Below are 22,058 nucleotides of genomic sequence, written 5' to 3' on the forward strand. Positions count from 1 at the left end.
CCCGGGTCGCGGCGTCAACGCCTGACCCGGGGAACAGGTACGGTGTTACTGATCTTCGATAAGCAGCGCTTCCAGCAGATCGAGGTCGTGCAGCAGCTTCTGCAGCGTCTCGTTGCTGATCTGCCGGGTGGCGCGCAGGTGGTACAGCTCACCGCGTTCGGAACGCAGCGCCGCCAGGCGGAACCGGCGTTCGAGGCTCTCCTCCAGCATCGACGTTTCAACATCGTTGCGGCCATCAACGCGACGACGCAGGTTACCAATCACCCGCGAACTGACCTCGGTCAGCAGCTGATTATCAATATTCTCTTTGGTATCCGCAGCCAGACGCTCTTCCATTTTCTGAATCGCGACAATCGCCACATCCGCCGTAGCGGCCCGCGCCAGACGCTCCTCTTTGCGCTGCTGGACATGGTCGGTCGACTCGATATGGCGCAGCAGAATCGGCAGCACAATCACGCCGACGAACAGTGAGAACAGAATCACCCCGGCGGCGAGGAACACCAGCTCATAGCGCGCCGGGAAGACGTTGCCGTCCGGTAGCAGCAGAGGAATCGACAGTACGCCGGCAAGGGTAATCGCCCCGCGAACGCCGGCGACGGAGGAGATCAGCAGCTCGCGCGTGGTCCAGGAGCCGAACTCCATCGGTTTCTTTTTCAGGAAACGCTGGCTCAGTTTGCGCATCGTCCACAGCCAGCCAAAACGCACCAGCATCAGGGCGGCATAAATCAGAATGATATCGGTAAACAGCATCCAGGTTTCGACGTTGGGATCCGCTTCTGCGGCCACCAGCGAGCTGGAAAGGATGTCCGGCAGCTGCAGGCCCAACAGCAGGAAGACCATGCCGTTAAACACGAACTCCAGCATCGCCCAGGTGCTGTTGGCGCGCAGGCGCATCGCCAGCGGCGCGCTGCGCATCACCCCGGAACGCGTAATGGTCATCCCCGCGGCGACCGCCGCCAGGATCCCGGAAAAGCCGATATGCTCCGCGATCAGATAAGAGGCGAACGGCAGCAGGAACAGCAGCACAATTTGCGTTGCCGGTTCATCGCCGCCCCAGCGGCTGAGGAAGCGCATCGAGCGCCCGTACAGCCAGCTGACCACAAAGCCCGCGAGAATACCGCCGACCGCCACCTTGAAGAACTCCACCGTCGCGCCGCCGACGGTAAAGACCATGGTGCCCATCGCCACCGCAACGGCGAACTTCAGGGAGACCAGGCCGGAGGCATCGTTCATCAGCGCTTCGCCTTGCAAAATGCCCATTATTTTTTTCGGAATGCGCCCTTCGCCGACAATTCCCGACAGCGCCACGGCATCCGTTGGCGACAGAACCGCCGCCAGAGCAAAAGCCGGAATCAGCGGAATACCCGGCACGATCCAGTAGATGAGGTAGCCAATACCGACCACCGTTACCACCACCAGCGCCAGCGCCAGACCGAAAATTTCCCGTCCATGCTCTATGAACTCACGGGTTGGCGTCTTCCAGCCATCGGCAAAAAGCAGCGGCGGAATGAACAGAACCAGAAAGAGTTCGGGGTCGAATTCAACGTGCAATCCGAAGGTAGGCCAGGCCAACAGCGCGCCGATGCCAATTTGGATTAAGGGGAGTGGAACCTGAAAGGGCAGCACGCGTGTAACCACCCCGGAGAGAGAGACCACGAGGGTCATGATGAGTATGGTAAAGAATATTTCCATGTGTTCCCTGTTTGCTGCGTGTCTTTTTTTTACATCTGAGGCGTCATGTCTCGGCATAATACGCTACTCAGATTAACGCAAAAGGAAACAGGATGTGGCTTAAAAATTAAACGGGCGGCCAAAGCCGCCCGTTGTTAGCAGGAAAAGTTAAATCGCCCAACCGCCGGCGTAGAAGATAACCAGCGCCGCGGCGATGATCACCGTACCCAGGTTTAGCTTACGCCATTCGCCGGACACCAGACGACCGATCACCAGCGACGCAAAGCCGATCATGATGCCGGTCACGATGTTGCAGGTCAGCACGATAAAGACCGCGGTAATCAGGCCCGCCATCGCGTCGACGAAATCGTTGAAATCGATTTTCGCCACGTTGCTCAGCATCAGCAGGCCGACGTACATCAGCGCCGGCGCGGTGGCATAAGCCGGCACCAGATACGAGAGCGGAGAGAGGAACAGGATCAGCAGGAACAGCACGCCGACGGTCACTGCCGTCAGGCCCGTTTTGCCGCCCGCCGCAGTACCGGCAGCGGATTCGATATACACCGCCGCCGGCGCCGCCCCGACCAGGCCGGAGAAGACGCTGCTCAGGGAGTCGGTGGTCAGCGCTTTGCCGCCGTTAATAATCTGCCCGTCTTTATCCAGCAGGTTCGCCTGGCCGGCCACCGCGCGGATGGTTCCGGTGGCGTCAAACACCGCGGTCATCACCAGCGCAAGCACGCTTGGCAGAACCACCGGGTTCAGCGCGCCCACGATATCCAGGCTACCGATCAGCGAGTTGCCTTTATCGTCGCTCAGCGACGGCATGGCGAAGATACCGGAGAAGTGAACGTTAGGATCGAAGATCAGGCCGATAATCGAGACGCCGATAATCGTCAGCAGGATACCGCCCGGCACTTTCAGTTTTTCGAGGCCGATAATCACCGCCAGCCCGACCAGCGACATAATCACCGGGAAGCTATCAAAATTACCCAGCGCCACCGGCAGACCATCCAGCGGATTTTTGATAACCAGGCCCACGCCGTTGGCGGCAATCAGCAGCAGGAACAGACCGATACCAATCCCCGTACCGTGCGCCACGCCCTGCGGCAGGTTACGCAGGATCCAGCTACGAATGCCGGTCGCGGAGATCACGGTGAACAGGACACCCATCAGGAACACCGCGCCCAGCGCGACCGGAATGCTGATCTGTTGACCCAGTACCAGGCTAAAGGCGGTAAACGCGGTCAGCGAGATGGCGCAGCCAATCGCCAGCGGCAGGTTCGCCCACAGCCCCATCACCAGCGAGCCGACGCCGGCAACCAGACAGGTGGAAACAAATACCGCAGCCGGTGGAAAACCCGCTTTGCCGAGCATACCCGGCACCACGATGACGGAGTAAACCATCGCCAGGAAGGTGGTAAGACCGGCAACGATTTCCTGACGCACGGTGCTGCCGCGAGCAGAAATTTTAAACCAGGCGTCCAATGAACCGCCGGTACGCGCTGAAGGCGTAGACATAGAAAACTTCCCCTGAGAATTTTTATCGTTCGTCCGAATGCGTGGTGGACCATCCACTGCCAGCTAAACGCGATCTCCTTGTGCTACATCGCAGCGCCAGGGGCCGCGAAAAAGCAAACGTTTAACTCCGCGCATACAGTACGGTGTGAAGAATGACTTTGCTCCCCTCTGTCAGCAGAGGAAATGATGAGCAAAATAAAAAGGCAAACGATTATCCAGCCTTTAGACGGGCCTTTTCAACTGAAGTTTGTCGTATTTCGCTAAATTTCGCTTATGACGTTCAGGAAATAACCAGCCGATGCGCAAACGTTATCGTCCATGCGCAATCCGGTAACATTTTTGTATTGCGCTGATAGCAATTTTCCCCGGTCATCGGCTTTAGTAATAGTTTATTCGCCGGGTAAGGTGAACGGCCCCCCGCGCTCAACCGCTTTTTGCCAGGCCGGGCGCTGCTCCACGCGCTGAACCCACTGCGTCAGATGGGGTAAATTCTCCACGCCGCCGCGCGCCAGCAGCGCCATCGCGGGAAAGCTCATCTGAATATCGGCCATACTCAGCTCAGCGCCGGCAAACCAGCGCTGGCGGGAAAGGTGCGCTTCAATAAAGCGGGCATGGGTGTCCACCTGGCGGTTAAGCCAGGCCTTCTGTACCCCCTTGCCCAACGCATTACCCAGCGTGCGCATACCAAACGGCACCGGCGGTTTGCCCAGGCTGGCAAACACCAGCTTCATCAGCAGCAGGGGCATCAGCGACCCCTCGGCGTAGTGCAGCCAAAAGCGATATTGCAGCTTATCTTCCACCGACTCAGGTTTTAAGCGCCGGGCGCTATCATAGGTTTCCTGTAAATATTCCAGAATGGCGCCGGACTCCGCCAGAATGTGGCCGTTATCCTCAACCACCGGCGATTTACCCAGCGGATGAACGCTTTTTAATTCCGCCGGTGCGAGCATATCCTTGCCACGCTGATAAGAGACAACCTGATAAGGCAGCTGCAGCTCTTCCAGCGCCCATAACACGCGCTGCGATCGTGACTGATTGAGATGATGTACCGTTAACATGGGCCTCTCCCGCTGTTTGTTCAAATTAACTATAGGAACAGGCGGCGGATGCCGGGAATTTTTCGGCAAACTGAAGAGGCAAATTCAGAGAAAAGAGCCACACTTAAATTGTCGGCGCAAACCGGAACCTCCATCAAAGATTGCGCAATACTGAGGTGAGCCGACGTCGGGGGAAACCCTCCTGCGTACCAGCGGGATAGTGCGAAAGACCAAGACCGGAAAACAACTAAAGCGCCCTGTTGTGGCGCTTTAGTTTTTTAGTCATCCTCCAGCAATCGCGCGCCGGTCCCCTCTTCACCCAGCTTATCGCCCGGGTTGCGTAACGGGCAGTCGCGACGCGACAGACAGCCGCAGCCGATACAGCCATCAAGCTGATCGCGCAGCGCGGTCAGGGTATGAATGCGCCGGTCCAGCTCCTCCCGCCACTGGGACGACAGCATCTTCCACTCTTTGGCGCTGAGGTTATGCCCTTCCGGCAGTACGCCGAACGCGTCGCCGATGGTCGCCAGCGGAATACCAATGCGTTGCGCAATCTTAATGATCGCCACCGCGCGCAGGACGTCGCGCCGGTAGCGCCGTTGATTGCCCGCGTTGCGCTGGCTATGGATCAGCCCTTTACTTTCATAAAAGTGCAGCGCGGAGACGGCCACGCCGGTTCGTTTTGCCACTTCGCCGGGCGTCAGCAGCATTTTGATGCGGGGTGATTTCTTTTCCATAAAGCGCTTTACCTCAAGTTAACTTGAGGAATTATACTCGCCCGCAGACAAAACGACGAATCGAGAATTGAGAGAGGCCGCTTATGTCCCATCAGGATATTATCCAAACGCTTATTGAATGGATTGATGAACATATCGATCAACCACTTAACATTGATATAGTCGCCAGAAAATCGGGATACTCGAAATGGTATCTGCAGCGGATGTTCCGCGCCGTGATGCATCAAACGCTGGGCGATTACATTCGCCAGCGCCGCCTGCTGCTCGCCGCGGAAGCGCTAAGAACCACCCAGCGCCCTATTTTTGATATCGCGATGGATCTCGGCTACGTGTCGCAGCAAACCTTCTCGCGGGTGTTCCGTCGCGAATTTGACCGAACGCCGACCGCCTATCGCCATCAAATTTCTGCCTGATAGTGCGGCTGATAGGGGCTGAGGCAGGTGCGCTCATTCGCCAGCCACAGCATGAACTCCTGCGGCGGCATCGCTTTCGCAAAGTGCCACCCCTGACAGTACTGCACGCCGCGTTGCTGGAGCCAGGCTACCTGCTCTGCCGTTTCGACGCCTTCAGCCACGATTTTTAAATGCAGGCTGTTTGCCATCTGGATAATATGCTCGGCAATCAGGTGGCTGGTGGTATTGCTCGTCAGCATGTCGACAAAAGATTTATCAATCTTCAGAACGTCGACGTTGAGCGCATGAAGATTGTGCAGGTTGGAGTAACCGGTGCCGAAATCATCGATGGCGATTTCATATCCCGCATCGCGGAACGCCTGGATCACCGGCGTCGTTTTCGCCACGTCGATAAACCCGCGTTCGGTCACTTCGATTTTGATTTGTTCCGCCTTGACCGCGTAGCGCTGGATCTTCTCGTTGATGTGCTCAATCAAGCGTGCGGAATGGAAATCGGAAGCGGAGAGGTTAATCGCCACGTACAGATGCGGCTGCCGCGCCAGAAACTCGCCCAGGTCGGAAAATACCTCATCGATGACATAGTCGGTGACCTGGGCGATCATCCCTTCATTTTCCGCCATCGGAATGAACTCCGCCGGACTCATCACCGGCCCATCAAAGCCTGGCCAGCGCAATAATGCTTCGGTACCGACGCAGCGGTTATTTTTAATATCGATAACCGGTTGATAGTGAAGGCACAGCTGACGACGGTTTAACGCGCGCTGCAGCATCTTCCGCGGAGAGTGGTACTGCTGACGGGTGCGCGACCACACCAGCAGGAGCAATACGCTGCAAATCAGCCCCAGCGGTAGCGTCAGGGTCACCTGATTATAAAAATTCTGATAATAGCTGACGCGCGAAGTGGACATAATGACGGCTATCGGGCGAACGGTGGAATGGGCGATGGTATAAACGCGGCCATCCTGGTGAAATAAAGACGCTTCAGCGCGAATCAGGCGATGCAGCTCATCGGGGTCGGCATTCTTGCTGATGGAAAAAAACTGGTGGGTTTTGGTATCAAAAACGCCCCAGGCGAGGTCGCGGTCGCTGGTGATCAACGCGCTGTATGAGAGCGGATTAACCACCACCACATAGTTGCCGCGCTGCATATAGTTCATCGCATAGCCAGGGTAGAAAGGGGTCTCGCGGTAGTAGTAAATCGCGACATCCGGCTTTTTGGTATAGGTTGCGGCCGGAATTTGCCACCCCGTCTGGCGGCGAACCGAAGTGGAGCAGAAGAAATGGGTGCCGTTGGCGTAGATTAAATCGTCGATATAGAGCAGGCCGCGAACAATACCGAGCAAATATTGCTGATGCTGTGGTGAACATATCGCTCCCTGATACAAGCGGGCTTTATCGCGCGCTTCGTCGGCTTCACGAATCACCATCTCCGTTTTTTGCAGCGCCAGTCGAGAAAACAGCCTCAGCTGATCGGCGGTTTCCGCTTTGGCGCGAATTTGCGCAAACCACAACGCCAGCAGCACCGGCAGCAGAATGACCAGCACGATGCCAAATATTCTCAACGCCTTATGCGGCGCGCTATGATTCATTTCCGCTTTTTATCCATGCGATACGCCTTAATCAAGGTGAACAGCCCCGATGACTCTGCTTACTGTGATATGAACGGAGCATCTCAGCAACCCACGCTTTGACGTAAAAACCTCATGACGATGAATTATGAATAATACTGGCTTATAGGACCACTGGAGAAACATTCTCAACATAATGAGATTAGCTCCACTATGTCATTCGGTTTATCCGTATAATTAGCCAGAATAAGTAATAAAATCCGCAGAACATAAACCTTATTAAAAAACCAAAACCGCCGATAATCCCTTATAATCAGCCTTCACATTGCAAGAAAGCCCCGCGCCCTCCTTATTAACCCTGCTATTTACATGGCTAATAAGCGCAAGAAAACACCATTTTTGGCTGGTGAATAAAAGAACAAGTGTGATATAGTTCACATTAGCTGATGAAACAAAAACGTTGTTTCATTACGATCTTGTTTGCCTGAAGATAGCCAGAGCGCCGTTCCATCGTCAGTCTCATCCGGTTGTCAAAGGCTCCCAAATTTCGTTGAGGATAGGTTGATGGCTTCCATTACTACCAGTGTCGTGCTTTTGCGCTGGCCACTCGTGAGCGCAGTGCTGATGTTTCTGGCCAGCTCGTTGAACATTCAGCTACGTAAAAGCGATTATGCCGGTTTAGCGGTGATTTGTAGCTGTATGGGCCTGGCCGCAGCCTGCTGGTTCGCCACCGGTCTGTTAGGCATTACGCTGCTGGACGTGGCGAAAATCTGGGGCAATATCAAGGACGTGATGATTGAAGTCATGAGCCAGACTCCGCCAGAATGGCCGATGATGATGACCTGATATCGGCCCACCTTATCCGGGCGCCGATGTCGCTGACCGGACCACCAGACGGCGGTGAACCGGTTGCCCGGACAGGTGCACAGCACCGCCACCCGCGATTTCCCCCTCTGCGACAGCCTAAACCCATCACCGATATACACCGCAGCGATGACACCATTATGGTCTGGTTATAACGCTTCCGCTGGCCGACGGACGACTGCCCAATAGCCCGCGTGGAAAGTTGTTCGGGCAGCGTTTTATTGCGCAGTGCGCCTGGTAAGAACAGGCGTTTGCCGTCGTGGCGGTAGATTGATACGGACAAGAAGGCCGCTCCCGCAGTTTCTCCCACTGGGCTTCATCGTATCGCGTGATGTTATAAACCTTTACCGCATGATATTGCTCGTTAATTAACACGCTGGACGAGTAGAGCTTCATCGACTCTCCCGGCAGTAATAAAATGTCGGCTTCATACCAAAGAATAAACTTTAAAAACCGCAGGCTGGAAATCGAAGAAAAAGCCACGCCGGAATACGGGCAGACAAGCGTATTATGAATAGTCCATTTCATTTTTTATCCTTGCTGGCATTGCTGATAAATGACTCTATATAGTGATAGCATCCATGATAGCTAACCGCAAGGTTATCGATTAATAATGTGATATCAGACAATACTCAATACCACCCGTACTCAATAAGGCTTACCTTAAATATAGCATTCTAATAATGAATGGTTAACCATAATAGCCAGAAGCGCGCCCCGCAGGAATATACATAAATAAGAATATACTGACAATTAATTACAGGCTACCCACAGCGGTAGCCTGCGGTACTATTTTTAGCATTTACCACAAAGAACCGAGCTCTCCTTCAAATAATAAGCAGCAGGATTACCAGGTTTTACCAATATTAAACTGGAACTGCTCGGCTTTATCACCATCGTATTTTTTAAAGGGTTCGGCCCAGGAGAACACCAGCGGGCCCAGTGGCGACATCCACTGCACCGCAATCCCGACAGACATCCGGATATGCGACGGATCGCCATAGTCCGGGATCCCGGCCGCCAGCGTCTGGCCGGTATTTTGCCAGGAGGTGCTCCATACCGTACCGGCGTCGAGGAATAGCGACGTTCGCAGGCTGTCGGCATATTTGTTATTCACAAACGGCGTCGGCACAATAAACTCGCTGTTCAGCACCGCCATCGCGTTACCGCCAACCGCATCGGATGATGAGTCCAGCGGACAGGTGCTGTAGCTGCTTTCAGAACCATTACAACGATAATAAGCCGCTTTTGGGCCAATCGTATTCGACGAAAAACCGCGAACCGACGACGATCCGCCGGCATAAAAGTTATCGTAAAACGGCACCGATTTGCCGTTCAGCCCATCGGCATAGCCCGCGCGCAGGTGCTCCATCCATACCCAGCTTTTGCTCTCGGCCAGCGGCATATATTGGGTGGTATCGAAAGTCACTTTGTAATAGCTGTTATCCGAACCGGGTACGGTGACCTTGGCGGTCAGGCTGCTTTTATTCCCAGCCCGCGGGAAGAAACCGCGATCGAGGTTGTTATAGCTCCAGCCAACGCTGGCAAAATAGTCATTGGCGCTATAGGTCGCACCGCTGTCGCCGTCTTTGGTGACGACGTCAGGATAGATGCCCCGTGAGTTAAGATAGCTCCAGGTGGTGAGCTCCGGCTCCATATTGGTCAGGCGGTTATGGACATAGTCCAGGCCAAGGTTGAGGGCGTTATTCTCGCTAATCGGGAATCCCAGCGTACTGCCAACGCCGTAGCTTTGCTGGTTGTAGCTTCCGGAATCGGCATCCGAGGCGTCGTAGCTGTTGTAGAAAATTTTGCCGCCGAGGCTGACGCCATCCACGGTGAAGTAAGGGTTCGTCGCTCCCAGCTCAATATAGGACTGGTAGCTGTTGCGCGTGCCGTTGAAGCTGACGCTATTGCCGGTCCCCAGCCAGTTATCCTGAGTGACGCCGAGCTGGTAGCTCACGCCGCTGTCGGTACCAAAGCCCAGACCAACGTTAAAGGAGCCGGTATTGCGCTCCTTCACCTTATAGACCACGTCCACCTGATCCTGGCTACCGCTTACCGGAACGATCTGCTTGTCGACGGTTTCAAAAAATCCGGTACGATCCAGCCGCGTTTTTCCCTGCTCGACTTTCTCGTCATTCAGCCACGCGCCTTCCATCTGGCGCATTTCGCGACGCAGCACCGCATCGCGGGAAGTATCGTTACCCTCAAAGCGAATCTGACGAACCGAATAACGGCGCCCGGCATTGACGTTAATATGCAAAACGACGCTTTTTTTCGTCTCATCAATATCCGGCGCGGTATTAACCTGCGGCCAGGCATAGCCGTATTTTCCCAGCAGCGTCTTAATGCTGTTCTCAGCCGCCGTGATTTCCGCGCCGCTGTACCATTTCCCCGCTAAAGGCTTCACCAGCGCTTCAATTTCCTGGTTATGCTGCGCCATGTCGCCGGTCACGACCGTACTGGCCACGTTATAACGATCGCCTTCGGTAAGATTGATCGTGATATACAGCGATTTTTTATCCGGGGTAATACTGACCTGACTGGAGTTAATGGTAAAACGCGCGTAGCCGCGATCGAGATAATAGCTACGAATGGTCTCAAGATCCGCCGCCATCTTTTGCTTTTGGTATTTCTTATCGCCAATCACGTTCCACCACGGAACGCTGTCGCGAAGCTGCAGCTGGTCCAGCAATGTTTCTGCGCTAAAGGCCTGGTTGCCAATAATATTAATTTGCGCAATTTTTGCCGATACCCCCTCCTGAAAGACAAAGGTTAAATCAACGCGATTACGCGGTAGCGGCGTGACGACAGCATGGACCTGAGCGCTATATTTCCCGACGCTGTAATAGAAATCCTGGAGCCCCTTTTCTATTTCCGTGAGCGCATTGCGATCCAGCGCGCTGCCTTCTTCAATACCGCTGGCGGCCAGATTCTCCTTGAGGGCATCATCCTTAACGGATTTGTTCCCGGAAAAGCTGATTTTAGCGATGGTTGGCCGCTCTGTGACCTGCACCACCAGCGTGCTGCCATCGCGCAGGATCTGCACGTTCTCAAAGTTGCCGCTGGCGTACAGGGCGCGGACCGAATCACTGATATCCTCGTTAGAAACCTCTTCTCCCGTATGAACAGGCATGCTCAGTAGCGCAGCGCCAACGGTAACGCGCTGTAGCCCTTCGAAACGAATGTCATCTACCGTATAGGCGGTTGATGCGTAAAGCGTTAAAGGGGAAATCAATAGACCGGCGATGAGACTCGTTTTTTTTAGCATGGAGGTGTCGTCTAAAAGATATTTGGCAATAGCAGATACCTGCTGGGAATAATGCAGTTCATTGCGCCAGACAGATTCTGACGCCGTTTTAAATAACCTGAACGAGGCGCAGAATTGCACGCAATTATGACGAGAAAATGGAGAAAAAATGGATATGTGAGAATGGTGAAAAAATTATTTTTTAATGGAACTTTCCTTCTCCCACCCAGTCAGATAAGCATTTCCTGACAATATTAAAATTCAACATCTTTTGTTTTTTAATTAAAAAAACAAAAAGCCCCCTTTCTCATTGGTTGAAAGGGGGAAAAAGATCTTGTTAGGAATGATGCTCTCTGGGATAAACCAGGAACAGCCACAAACTAACCTATAACCCCGTAGATAAAATGAAGAGATAGTGAATAAATTATGCAGCCAGATTGCCATTATAATGAAATGAGTAGATATCATGCCACGAAATGAAATTCAGCGCTCAGTGCTTAGCGAGCTGGTGCAATGGATAAAAAACAATCTTGAAAAGAGGCTCACCATGCGGGCGCTGAGCCTCTTTTCCGGCTATTCTGAATGGCATCTTTTTCGCCTGTTTCGTCACTATTTTAACATGTCGCCAATGGCCTATATTCGCCAACAGCGGATGCAATTAGCCCTTGATTTATTAAAGGTTAAACCGGCTTTTCGCATCGTTGATATTTGTATTATGGCGGGCTATGAAGATATCAGCGCCTTTAACCGTACCTTTAAAAGATACTATGCGATTACGCCTGGCCAGTTTCGCAAAATCCTGTGTATCTCCGGATAGGGGATCCCCCTCCTCCGCATTGCTGCGGTTGGGAATGGAAGGGGGAAGAGGAACACAACGTTAGAATGGAAATGGCAGGATGCCACCGTTAATCGTTTCCGGGATCAAGCAGACCCGATCAACAGGAAACAGTGTAAGCTGCTAAGTTGAGTTAATTGTGTAGAAGCCGTGGAGATTTTGTCATCATTTATATCACTGGCCTTTTTCCCCGACATAAAAAATAAAAAGCCGGAATAGTTCACTATCCCGGCGGGTGTTTGAGTAGATAATCAGAAGTGCGTATTCACGCTGACATAAAACGTCCGACCCGATTCATTGTAGGTCTCCGCGCCCGCGCCATACAGATAGGCGCCGGTCGTCGAATTCCCCGTGGTCTGCGCGTTACCGGCGCGGTAGTGGCGAATATCGAACAGGTTATCCACGCCGCTGGTCAGGCTCAGGTTTTTATTCACATCCCAGGTCGCGCTGAGCCCGACGATACTGTAAGGACTCACTTCATTCAGCTCGCTGCCGGATACCGCCTCGCCCTTATAGTTGAAGCGCTTAGGTTTTTGTCGGCCATACCAGGTGAAAGTACTTTGCAGCGAAAGATCGTCACGTACCTGCCAGCTGACGGTCGAATTAAGGGTGAACTGCGGGATCACCGACAGGCGATCGCCGGTGGTCTTGTTCTTACTCTGCAGCATCCACGTCAGGTTGTTGCTCCAGTTGACCGTTTCGCTTACCGGCAGGTTTAATGAGCCTTCCAGCCCTTCAACCAGCGCCTTCGGTACGTTTTCCCATTGATAAATATTGGTCGTGCCGTTGCTGGCCGTTCCCACCGCCGAGTAGCCCGATTCAATCTTGTTATGATAGTCGTTACGGAACCAGGTCAGCCCCGCCTGATAGCCGTTGTGCTTATACTCAAGGCCAATCTCTTTATTAACGCTGGTTTCCGCCTTCAGATCGCTGTTCCCCATCAGGTAACAGGCTGAGCTGCTGGCATAGCAGCCCTGGCCGTTGCTGTAGAGAATATAGTTCGGGTTGAGCTGATAAAGGTTTGGCGCTTTATAGGCGCGGGCGATGCCCAGCTTCAGCGTCCAGTCATCCGACAGCCCCTGCGAGAGGTTCAGCGATGGGCTCCAGTTATTGCCAACGATGCTGTGATGGTCGAAGCGCAGAGCCGGCGTCAGCATAGTGCTCTCGGTCAGCGCGATATTATCTTCGGTAAACAGCGAGAAAATCTCGGCGCTGGAATAGGGGCTACGCCCGGTTGCCGAGATACCGTCAATGGAGCCATAAGAGAGCGACTGGGTGGTCGATACGCCATCTTTCATCCGCTGCTGGTTCCACTCGGTACCCAGCGTCAGATTCTGCTCGAATCCCAGGGTAAACGGAATATTCACCTCGCTGTGCAGCAGCACATCCGACAGGTCGATATCGGAGAATTCGCTGCTGGAGAAGATCCCCTCCGTTCCCCCCGCCAGACCCTCGTTCATACGCGAGTTACGGGTGTGCTCATACTGCGCGTAAGTATTGCTGGTCACGCCGTTATCCCAGCCGCCGGTCCACGTGACGCCATAAGTCTGACGATAGAGGCGGTTGGTCTCTTTACCGTACATACTTTTCACCAGCGTGCTGGTATTGGTATTCTGGGTATCGCCTGCATACAGGTTGCCCTGGCGGCTGTAGCCGGTTTCAAACTCCAGCGCCTGCATCGGCGCAAATTCCCAGCGCAGCTTACCGTGGATATCTTTATTCACTACGCCTTCGCGTCCAGCCGGATACGATCCCGCATAGCTACCGGTTCGCGCCGCTTCGTGACCGGAATTAATATCCTGGGCATCGGCCTGCGTTTTGCTCAGATTTCCCCATAAATTAAAGCTGACCTCATCCGATAGCGGGCCATTGAGGCTGAAGTTTGTCCGCTTCGTCGCGCCCTCTTTACGGTGCTGAGGTGCGTTCATATAGGTATTCCACGATCCATGCCATTCGCTGGTGGCCGGTTTGGTGACGATATTTACCACCCCGCCCATCGCGCCATTACCGTAGCGGGCCGCCGCAGGGCCGCGAATCACGTCGATATGGTCGATCATTTCCGCCGGTACCCAGCTGGTATCACCTCGCGTATCTCGATCGCCGCGCCAGCCATAGCGCACGGAATTACGGCTGGTCACCGGTTTACCATCCACCAGAATCAGGGTGTTCTCCGGCCCCATGCCGCGAATATCGACCTGACGGTTATTACCGCGCTGGCCGCTGGTGGAGTTGCCGGTGAGGTTGACGCCGGGCTGGGTACGAATCAGCTCAGAGACATCGCGCGCGGGCGGATGTTTACGGATCTCCTCAGCGGTGATGGTCGATACGCCGGGCGCTTGCAGCGTCTGCGCCGCCGCGGTGACCACCATGGTTTCGTCATCATTTGCCGTAGCCGTTTCTGATTTCTTCGTATCGTCTGGCGTGTTGCTGTCAGCGGCCTGCGCCGGCAGCATCCCTCCCCAGATGGCCATCGGGATCAGCACGGCCAGCGAGTAGTGTGAATCGTATTTCATGGAATATGCCCTGTTTTTCTTTTTAGCCGTCGGGGCACGCCTTCTTCATCCGCCAGATAAACACCGGCCATGTCTTCCATGCCTGGCGTAACATCTCTTTTTTTGGCGTAGTCAGGCCCTCCCGTTTAAATAGGGATAGCAATAAATAATGAGCGACCAAAATAGATTTATTACTCTGGCAAAAATGAAGAAATAAACGCACCGCGCTATTCTTTGATAGCATTCGCCGAACAGCAGTAATAGGAGTATTGTGCCACACAACGTTATTAGAAATGAGATTTATTATCAAGTGGATAATTATGCATCACAGCAATAATTTTAAATAATTCAATAAAAACAAAAAGATGAAATAATTACTTACGTTTACTCCTTATTTGCACTTTAAATAATCAAAATATATCCACACTAAAAAAACACAATCTGAGCATATTCTCTCCATAATTACCGATATTTATTTCTTTATTATTTCACTATAAATACTGAGCCTGTTAATTAATAAAATAGCTGATTAACCGACCGACATTCTCGATCGCCGGGCATGCTAACGGCCAGAAATTGACTAAAATAAGGAAATCCTCCTGCGGAGCACCGCGCCATGAATACGTCGTCGTTCTATCGATACCTTGTCGGCGGACTTGCATGCCTTGCCGCCCTGCTATGCTTCACATCCGTTTACGCCGCCACAGAGAATAAACTGTCAGAGCCCGAGGAGCGCGAGGCCCTGGAAGTCAACGTTGACGATATGCTGCAGCCATGGAAGGGAGATTTACCGGGTATGCTCGACCGGCGAACCATTCGCGTATTAACCACCTTCAGCAAAACCTTTTTCTTTATTAACAAAGGGACGCAGCGCGGCGCCACTCACGATATTTTTATGGAGTTTGAGCGAAGCCTCAATCAAAGCCTGACGAAGGAGAAAAAGCTCAAACATCGTCATCTTAAGGTCCGTATCATCTTTGTTCCGGTTGCCCGCGACCAGCTCATCAGCGCGCTTAACGCTGGTAAGGGGGATATTATCGCCGCCAACCTGACGATTACCCCCGCTCGCCAGCAGGAGATGACCTTTACCGCGCCAATCTACTCTCACGTTCAGGAGCTGCTTCTTTCCGGCCCCGGCTCGCCCAAAGTGGAAAATCTGCAGCAGCTTTCCGGTAAAACGGTCTTTGTGCGTACCTCATCGAGCTATTACGAGAGCCTGGTCGCGCTCAACGCGCGCTTTGCCCAGCAATCGCTGCCCCCCATCACCATCGAACCGGCGCCCGAAGCGCTGGAGGATGAAGATCTGATAGAGATGCTTAACGCGGGCCTGATTCCATTGACCGTCGTCGACCGCCACAAGGCTCTGTTCTGGAAACAGGTTTTCCCCAACATTCAGGTTCATCAGAACATCATTCTGCGCAAGGAAGGCAATATCGGCTGGGCGGTACGCAACAATAGCCCGCAGCTGCTGGCCTTGCTTAATGAATTCATCAACAAGAATCGTCAGGGCAGCAAGCTGGGTAATACGATTCTGCTGCGCTACCTGAAGGATGCCAGGTACGTTAAAAACGCGGCGGCGCAAAAAGAGCGGCGTAAATTTCTGACCATGGTGGAGATCTTCCGCAAATATGGCGATCGCTACGATGTTGACTGGCTGCTGATGGCCGCGCAGGGCTATCAGGAGTCGCGGCTAAATCAGTCGGTGCGTAGCCACGTCGGCGCAATTGGCGTTATGCAGGTAATGCCGAGCACCGGCAAGGAGCTGAAGGTCGGCGATATTAAGCAGCTCGACCCCAACATTCATGCCGGGGTGAAATATATGCGCTGGATGATAGACCGCTACTATGGCGATGAACCGATGACCCAGCTTGACAAGGCGCTATTCTCATTCGCTTCTTATAACGCGGGCCCCGCGCGCATCGCCCGGCTGCGGGCGGATACCAAAAAGCGCGGTTTTGATCCGAACGTCTGGTTTGGCAACGTGGAGTATCTGGCCGCCGAGAAGATCGGCTCCGAGACCGTAAGCTATGTCAGCAATATCTATAAGTATTACATCGCTTACCGGCTGATCGTGGATGAAATAGCGCGTAAACAGCAGGCGACGCCGGCCTCCAAAAATCAGGTCGTGCCGACAGTGGGGATGCCTGCCGCACCTGCCGCACCTGCCGCACCTGCCGCACCTGCCGCACCTGCCGCACCTGCCACGCAGTGAAATAGCGCAGATGGCCTGGGTGACAAAATAGAAAAAGCCCCGAACAGGGGCTTTTTCAGAGATGACTTTACGACGCTAACGCTTCGTTAGAACGGAATATCGTCATCAAAGTCCATCGGCGGCTCATTGGAAGGGGCAGCTGGCGCCTGCTGCTGCGGACGAGACTGCGCGCCGCCGCTGAACTGGTTTCCGCCCTGCGGCTGCTGAGGCTGGCCCCAACCGCCCTGCTGCTGACCACCGCCTGCCGGGGCGCCCGCGCCCTGCTGACGACCGCCGAGCATTTGCATCGTGCCGCCAACGTTAACGACAACCTCGGTGGTGTATTTTTCCTGACCGGATTGGTCAGTCCATTTACGGGTACGCAGCTGGCCTTCAATATAGACCTGAGAACCTTTACGCAGATACTCGCCGGCCACTTCCGCCAGTTTGCCGAACAGCACAACGCGGTGCCATTCGGTCTGCTCTTTCATCTCACCGGTCGCTTTATCACGCCAGGATTCGGAAGTAGCCAGCGTAATGTTGGCAACTGCGCCACCACTCGGCATGTAGCGTACTTCCGGGTCCTGGCCCAGATTACCGACGAGAATCACCTTGTTTACGCCTCTGCTGGCCATGTTTGTGTCTCCTGAATGCGTTTCTTAATAGTGTAAACGCGCGAGTGTACCATTTCCAGGTGCTATGTTGATAGCTGGGAAGTAGGTTCCAGATAACTCTCGCGGTGCGACATTTTTACACATCCCACCGGAAAATGCATTCCAATACTGTATATTCAAACAGGTTAAATTGTGTCATAATTAGCCGTTTCTGCCGTTTGTCCTTCTAACAAACCAGGCAATCCGCGTATCTACCGGGAAAGGTGAATGGATAAGATCGAAGTTCGGGGCGCCCGCACCCACAATCTCAAAAATATCAACCTCGTCATCCCGCGCGACAAACTCATTGTCGTCACCGGGCTTTCGGGTTCAGGCAAATCCTCACTGGCTTTCGACACGTTGTATGCCGAAGGGCAGCGTCGCTACGTTGAGTCGCTCTCCGCCTACGCGCGGCAGTTCCTGTCGCTGATGGAGAAGCCCGACGTCGACCATATTGAAGGGCTGTCGCCGGCGATTTCCATTGAACAGAAATCAACGTCCCACAACCCCCGTTCAACGGTAGGCACCATTACCGAAATTCACGACTACCTGCGTCTGCTGTACGCGCGCGTCGGCGAGCCGCGCTGCCCGGATCACGACGTCCCGCTGGCGGCGCAAACCGTGAGCCAGATGGTCGATAACGTGCTCTCCCAGCCAGAAGGCCAGCGCCTGATGCTGCTGGCGCCGATCATTAAAGAGCGCAAAGGCGAGCATAACAAAACGCTGGAAAATCTCGCCGGGCAGGGCTACATCCGCGCGAGGATCGACGGCGAGGTCTGCGATCTCTCCGATCCGCCGAAGCTGGAGCTGCAGAAGAAACATACCATTGAAGTGGTGATTGACCGCTTTAAGGTGCGCGACGATCTCAGCACGCGCCTGGCCGAGTCTTTTGAAACCGCGCTGGAGCTGTCGGGCGGCACCGCCATCGTCGCCAATATGGACGATCCGAAAGCCGAAGAGCTGCTGTTTTCCGCCAACTTCGCCTGCCCGATTTGCGGCTACAGCATGCGCGAACTGGAACCGCGCCTGTTCTCCTTCAACAACCCGGCTGGCGCTTGCCCGACCTGCGATGGTCTCGGCGTCCAGCAGTATTTCGATCCGGAACGCGTCATTCAGAACCCAGAGCTGTCGCTGGCTGGCGGGGCGATTCGCGGCTGGGATCGGCGCAATTTTTACTACTTCCAGATGCTGAAGTCGCTGGCGGAACATTATGAATTCGATGTGGAAGCGCCCTGGGGCACGCTGAATAGCAGCGTACAAAAAGTGGTTCTGTACGGCTCAGGCAAAGAGAATATTGAATTCAAATATATGAACGATCGCGGCGATACCTCGGTGCGCCGCCATCCGTTCGAAGGCGTGCTGCACAATATGGAGCGCCGTTATAAAGAGACGGAATCCAGCGCAGTACGTGAAGAGTTAGCGAAATTCATCAGCAACCGTCCCTGCACCAGCTGTGAAGGGACCCGCCTGAAGCGCGAAGCGCGGCACGTGTTTGTGGAGAATACCCCGCTGCCGACCATCTCGGATATGAGCATCGGCCACGCGATGGACTTCTTCAACAACCTGAAGCTCTCCGGCCAGCGTGCGCAAATTGCTGAAAAAGTACTGAAAGAGATTGGCGATCGCCTGAAATTCCTCGTCAACGTCGGTCTGAACTACCTGACGCTCTCCCGTTCGGCGGAAACCCTTTCCGGCGGCGAAGCGCAGCGTATCCGCCTCGCCAGCCAGATCGGCGCAGGCCTGGTCGGCGTCATGTACGTACTGGATGAGCCCTCTATCGGCCTGCACCAGCGCGATAACGAACGCCTGCTGGGCACGCTGATCCACCTGCGAAACCTCGGCAACACCGTGATTGTCGTTGAGCACGATGAAGACGCCATTCGCGCCGCCGACCACGTTATCGATATCGGTCCGGGGGCTGGGGTACACGGCGGTCAGGTCGTGGCTGAAGGCAAGCTGGAAGATATTATGGCGGTGCCGGAATCGCTGACCGGCCAGTTCATGAGCGGCAAGCGTAAAATCGAAGTGCCGAAACAGCGCGTACCCGCCAATCCGGAGAAAGTGCTGAAGCTGTCCGGCGCGCGCGGCAACAACCTGAAAGACGTGACGCTGACGCTGCCGGTGGGCCTCTTCACCTGTATCACCGGCGTTTCCGGGTCGGGTAAATCCACGCTGATCAACGACACGCTGTTCCCGATTGCCCAGCGTCAGCTCAACGGCGCCACCATCGCGGAACCGGCACCTTACCGCGACGTGCAGGGGCTGGAACATTTCGACAAAGTGATCGATATCGACCAGAGCCCCATCGGCCGTACGCCGCGTTCTAACCCCGCAACCTACACCGGCGTCTTTACGCCGGTCCGTGAACTGTTTGCCGGCGTACCTGAATCACGTTCGCGTGGCTACACGCCCGGCCGTTTCAGTTTTAACGTGCGCGGCGGTCGCTGTGAAGCCTGCCAGGGCGATGGCGTGATCAAAGTCGAGATGCACTTCCTGCCGGATATCTACGTACCGTGCGACCAGTGCAAAGGCAAACGCTATAACCGCGAAACGCTGGAGATTAAGTACAAAGGCAAAACGATTCATGAAGTGCTGGATATGACCATTGAAGAAGCGCGTGAGTTCTTCGATGCGGTTCCGGCGCTGGCGCGTAAGCTGCAAACGCTGATGGACGTCGGTCTGACCTATATTCGCCTTGGTCAGTCGGCTACCACGCTCTCCGGCGGCGAGGCCCAGCGCGTCAAGCTGGCGCGGGAGCTGTCCAAACGCGGTACCGGGCAAACGCTGTATATCCTTGATGAACCGACCACCGGTCTGCACTTTGCCGATATTCAGCAGCTGCTGGAGGTTCTGCACCAGCTGCGCGACCAGGGGAATACCATCGTGGTGATTGAGCACAACCTGGATGTCATCAAGACGGCTGACTGGATCGTTGACCTTGGGCCGGAAGGCGGAAGCGGCGGCGGAGAGATCCTCGTTTCCGGTACGCCGGAAACGGTCGCCGAGTGCGAGGCCTCCTATACGGCTCGCTTCCTCAAGCCCATGCTGAAATAATCTCATCTGCCTCTTCCCGTCCCGGGAAGAGGCCTCATTTCCTCTCATTTTCTCCCGCTGATATTTTGTGATTTGCGGCCGGACGGCATCTGTCATCAGATAGCACCACCGCCATAAATTGCAGGATGCATCATGTACTTAAAGCACGGACTTTATCGATTTACGCTCGTCGCGGCGTTATTCGCGCTGACCGCCTGCAGCTGGATAGACGGCTACAGCAGCGCGGCTCATCAGCAGCTGCTGATGCTGGAACAGCTTCATCTGCAGTTCATCAGCGACGCGGCGGCAGCGCCACTCGACCAACGCTTGCTCAGTTACGAGGATCGCCAGATTCGCCCGCTATTCAGCCTGGCGTTAAGCGATAGCGATGCGCTACGGCAGAGTAATCTTCACGTGCTGGAGAAAAATTATCAGCGGCTGTACCGGCGCGTCGTCCCCCAGGAGAGAGCGCTGACGCCTTTCGAGGCCGGAATTCTGGCGCAACAGACGGAAAAACTTTACCAGCAGGCCATCAACGGCGAACAACAGCGTTCAGGGAGATAAGCATGTCCACCATAGAAGAGTTAAGCGCCCAGCTGGCCAGCGCCGGCGTGAATACGGCAGAGTGGTTGCAGCTTATGCACGCGATTGTAAATGATGAAGACAGCGACATTCGCGACGCCGGGATGCTCACGCTTCAGGCGTTACAGGAGAAAGCTCGCGGCTGGTTAAGTCAGGACGACCTCATTCTGCTCCTGCAAGGGCAGCGCGATATTGCCAGCATTCGCGCCAACAACGAACAGATCGCCATGCAGGCGCATCTGCAGTCCACGCTGCTTCGTCTGTTTGATGTGACCCTGCTGGCGCTGCTGGGCAGAATTTAGCGCTATGGCAACAGCTTACGCTTAGCCTCGGAAAGCGAATCAAGCGCCTGCTGGTAGGAAGCATCCACCAGATAGTAAATTTGCGAATCAGGCAGGGAGCCGTCAAGAAACACCGTACTCCAGTGGGCTTTATTGAGATGTTTGCTGGGGCGAACATCGCGATGCTGCTGCCTCAACAGTTCCGCAAGCTCAGGGCTGGTCTTTAACGATACCGCTGGCCGGTTGTCCTCAACCTCTTTTACCATCGCAAACAGGACGTCCACCGCTTTGATCTGCGTCGCTTTCCAGTCGCTATGTACGCTTTGTTCGGCGCCCGGCTTTGCCATGCAGTACTGCAATAAATCCGAAATTGTCATTTTTATTCCCCCATCAGCGTCGCGATGATATGGCGCGATCCGCCATGAATACGATGCTCCCCGAGCCAGATCCCCTGCCAGGTCCCCAGCCTGACGCTGCCATCCCGTACGGGCAGCATCAGCGATACGCCCAGCATCGACGACTTAATGTGCGAGGGCATGTCATCAGGACCTTCATAATCGTGTTCATACGGCGCGTTATCCGGTACGGCGTGCAGAAAATGCTGCTCCATATCGAAGCGAACGGTCGGATCGCAGTTTTCGTTTAGCGTCAGGGAAGCAAATGTATGCTGGAGCAGCAAATGCAGCAGGCCAGTTTTCACCCGCGATATTTCGCGGATTTGCCCGAGAATTTCATCAGTGACCAGATGGAAGCCCCGTGCTTTCGGGCCTAACGTCAGGGTTTGCTGATGCCACATAAACCACTCCTTTTACTAATGAACCTTCCTAAGTGTGCAGCAATAAGCGAAAAGGTAAAACCTTTGGCACGCTATTTTGCACAAAAAAACGGCAGCGTGCCGGCTACCGTTTTAGCGATTGATGATTAAGCCGGCGG

At 54.4% G+C, this 22,058-nt stretch carries 18 protein-coding genes; 7 read left to right on the top strand and 11 right to left on the bottom strand.

Annotation, left to right across the window (positions count from 1 at the left end; translation table 11 throughout):
- Positions 1–45 precede the first annotated feature (45 nt).
- The 4 genes from ABLU87_RS14320 to soxR form a co-directional block, all read right to left on the bottom strand.
- On the bottom strand, positions 46–1,692 hold the full coding sequence (locus ABLU87_RS14320) for a Na+/H+ antiporter (protein ID WP_025107692.1): 1,647 nt from the start codon (positions 1,690–1,692) through the stop codon (positions 46–48).
- Positions 1,693–1,839: 147 nt separating this feature from the next.
- A complete protein-coding gene (locus ABLU87_RS14325; RefSeq protein WP_004097818.1) occupies positions 1,840–3,189 on the bottom strand; it encodes an NCS2 family permease in 1,350 nt (449 codons plus the stop codon).
- 389 nt (positions 3,190–3,578) lie between these two features.
- A complete protein-coding gene (locus ABLU87_RS14330; RefSeq protein ID WP_014227554.1) occupies positions 3,579–4,247 on the bottom strand; it encodes a glutathione S-transferase in 669 nt (222 codons plus the stop codon).
- Positions 4,248–4,504: 257 nt separating this feature from the next.
- On the bottom strand, positions 4,505–4,963 hold the full coding sequence (soxR, locus tag ABLU87_RS14335; RefSeq protein WP_004097815.1) for a redox-sensitive transcriptional activator SoxR: 459 nt from the start codon (positions 4,961–4,963) through the stop codon (positions 4,505–4,507).
- An 83-nt stretch (positions 4,964–5,046) separates the two neighbouring features.
- Here soxR and soxS point away from each other — a divergent pair, with 83 nt between their 5' ends.
- Complete coding sequence (gene soxS, locus ABLU87_RS14340; protein WP_004097813.1) at positions 5,047–5,376, top strand: superoxide response transcriptional regulator SoxS; 330 nt, start codon at positions 5,047–5,049, stop codon at positions 5,374–5,376.
- On the opposite strand, the gene ABLU87_RS14345 is transcribed toward soxS, so the two are convergent.
- The gene (locus tag ABLU87_RS14345; RefSeq protein WP_122117194.1) at positions 5,361–6,965 is read right to left on the bottom strand and encodes an EAL domain-containing protein; all 1,605 of its coding nucleotides are present in this window, start codon (positions 6,963–6,965) and stop codon (positions 5,361–5,363) included. The genes soxS and ABLU87_RS14345 overlap by 16 nt on opposite strands.
- A gap of 543 nt (positions 6,966–7,508) precedes the next feature.
- On the opposite strand from ABLU87_RS14345, the gene ABLU87_RS14350 reads away from it, so the two are divergent.
- A complete protein-coding gene (locus ABLU87_RS14350; protein ID WP_004097808.1) occupies positions 7,509–7,790 on the top strand; it encodes a YjcB family protein in 282 nt (93 codons plus the stop codon).
- A gap of 156 nt (positions 7,791–7,946) precedes the next feature.
- Here the strand turns inward: ABLU87_RS14350 and iraM are convergent, their stop codons facing one another.
- Positions 7,947–8,336, bottom strand: coding sequence for an anti-adapter protein IraM (gene iraM / locus ABLU87_RS14355; RefSeq protein ID WP_004097807.1), 390 nt, complete (start codon positions 8,334–8,336; stop codon positions 7,947–7,949).
- 319 nt (positions 8,337–8,655) lie between these two features.
- On the bottom strand, positions 8,656–11,079 hold the full coding sequence (gene bamA, locus ABLU87_RS14360) for an outer membrane protein assembly factor BamA (protein ID WP_122117196.1): 2,424 nt from the start codon (positions 11,077–11,079) through the stop codon (positions 8,656–8,658).
- 445 nt (positions 11,080–11,524) lie between these two features.
- Between bamA and ABLU87_RS14365 the strand changes: the two genes are divergently transcribed.
- Positions 11,525–11,875, top strand: a complete 351-nt coding sequence (locus ABLU87_RS14365; RefSeq protein ID WP_014227551.1) for an AraC family transcriptional regulator — start codon at positions 11,525–11,527, stop codon at positions 11,873–11,875.
- A 269-nt stretch (positions 11,876–12,144) separates the two neighbouring features.
- Here the strand turns inward: ABLU87_RS14365 and ABLU87_RS14370 are convergent, their stop codons facing one another.
- Positions 12,145–14,406, bottom strand: coding sequence for a TonB-dependent siderophore receptor (locus ABLU87_RS14370; RefSeq protein WP_025107697.1), 2,262 nt, complete (start codon positions 14,404–14,406; stop codon positions 12,145–12,147).
- A gap of 595 nt (positions 14,407–15,001) precedes the next feature.
- On the opposite strand from ABLU87_RS14370, the gene ABLU87_RS14375 reads away from it, so the two are divergent.
- Positions 15,002–16,597, top strand: coding sequence for a lytic transglycosylase F (locus ABLU87_RS14375; protein ID WP_241182990.1), 1,596 nt, complete (start codon positions 15,002–15,004; stop codon positions 16,595–16,597).
- Positions 16,598–16,683: 86 nt separating this feature from the next.
- Here ABLU87_RS14375 and ssb1 read toward each other — a convergent pair whose 3' ends face one another.
- On the bottom strand, positions 16,684–17,211 hold the full coding sequence (gene ssb1 / locus ABLU87_RS14380) for a single-stranded DNA-binding protein SSB1 (RefSeq protein WP_004097799.1): 528 nt from the start codon (positions 17,209–17,211) through the stop codon (positions 16,684–16,686).
- Between the two features lie 246 nt (positions 17,212–17,457).
- Here ssb1 and uvrA point away from each other — a divergent pair, with 246 nt between their 5' ends.
- The 3 genes from uvrA (at position 17,458) to ABLU87_RS14395 (ending at position 21,146) form a co-directional block, all read left to right on the top strand.
- Positions 17,458–20,283 carry an excinuclease ABC subunit UvrA gene (gene uvrA, locus ABLU87_RS14385; protein ID WP_004097797.1) on the top strand — a complete coding sequence of 942 codons (2,826 nt, stop codon included), beginning with the start codon at positions 17,458–17,460 and terminating at the stop codon, positions 20,281–20,283.
- A gap of 132 nt (positions 20,284–20,415) precedes the next feature.
- The gene (locus ABLU87_RS14390; protein WP_122117192.1) at positions 20,416–20,826 is read left to right on the top strand and encodes a hypothetical protein; all 411 of its coding nucleotides are present in this window, start codon (positions 20,416–20,418) and stop codon (positions 20,824–20,826) included.
- A 2-nt stretch (positions 20,827–20,828) separates the two neighbouring features.
- Positions 20,829–21,146, top strand: a complete 318-nt coding sequence (locus ABLU87_RS14395) for a hypothetical protein (protein ID WP_122117191.1) — start codon at positions 20,829–20,831, stop codon at positions 21,144–21,146.
- 2 nt (positions 21,147–21,148) lie between these two features.
- Here ABLU87_RS14395 and ABLU87_RS14400 read toward each other — a convergent pair whose 3' ends face one another.
- Together ABLU87_RS14400 and ABLU87_RS14405 are read right to left on the bottom strand one after the other, a co-directional pair.
- Positions 21,149–21,502, bottom strand: a complete 354-nt coding sequence (locus ABLU87_RS14400) for an MmcQ/YjbR family DNA-binding protein (RefSeq protein WP_032747498.1) — start codon at positions 21,500–21,502, stop codon at positions 21,149–21,151.
- Between the two features lie 2 nt (positions 21,503–21,504).
- On the bottom strand, positions 21,505–21,921 hold the full coding sequence (locus ABLU87_RS14405) for a secondary thiamine-phosphate synthase enzyme YjbQ (protein WP_348865968.1): 417 nt from the start codon (positions 21,919–21,921) through the stop codon (positions 21,505–21,507).
- Between the last annotated feature and the right edge of the window lie 137 nt (positions 21,922–22,058).

Source organism: Klebsiella sp. CB_Kp196 (assembly GCF_040061575.1).
GTDB lineage: Bacteria > Pseudomonadota > Gammaproteobacteria > Enterobacterales > Enterobacteriaceae > Klebsiella > Klebsiella michiganensis.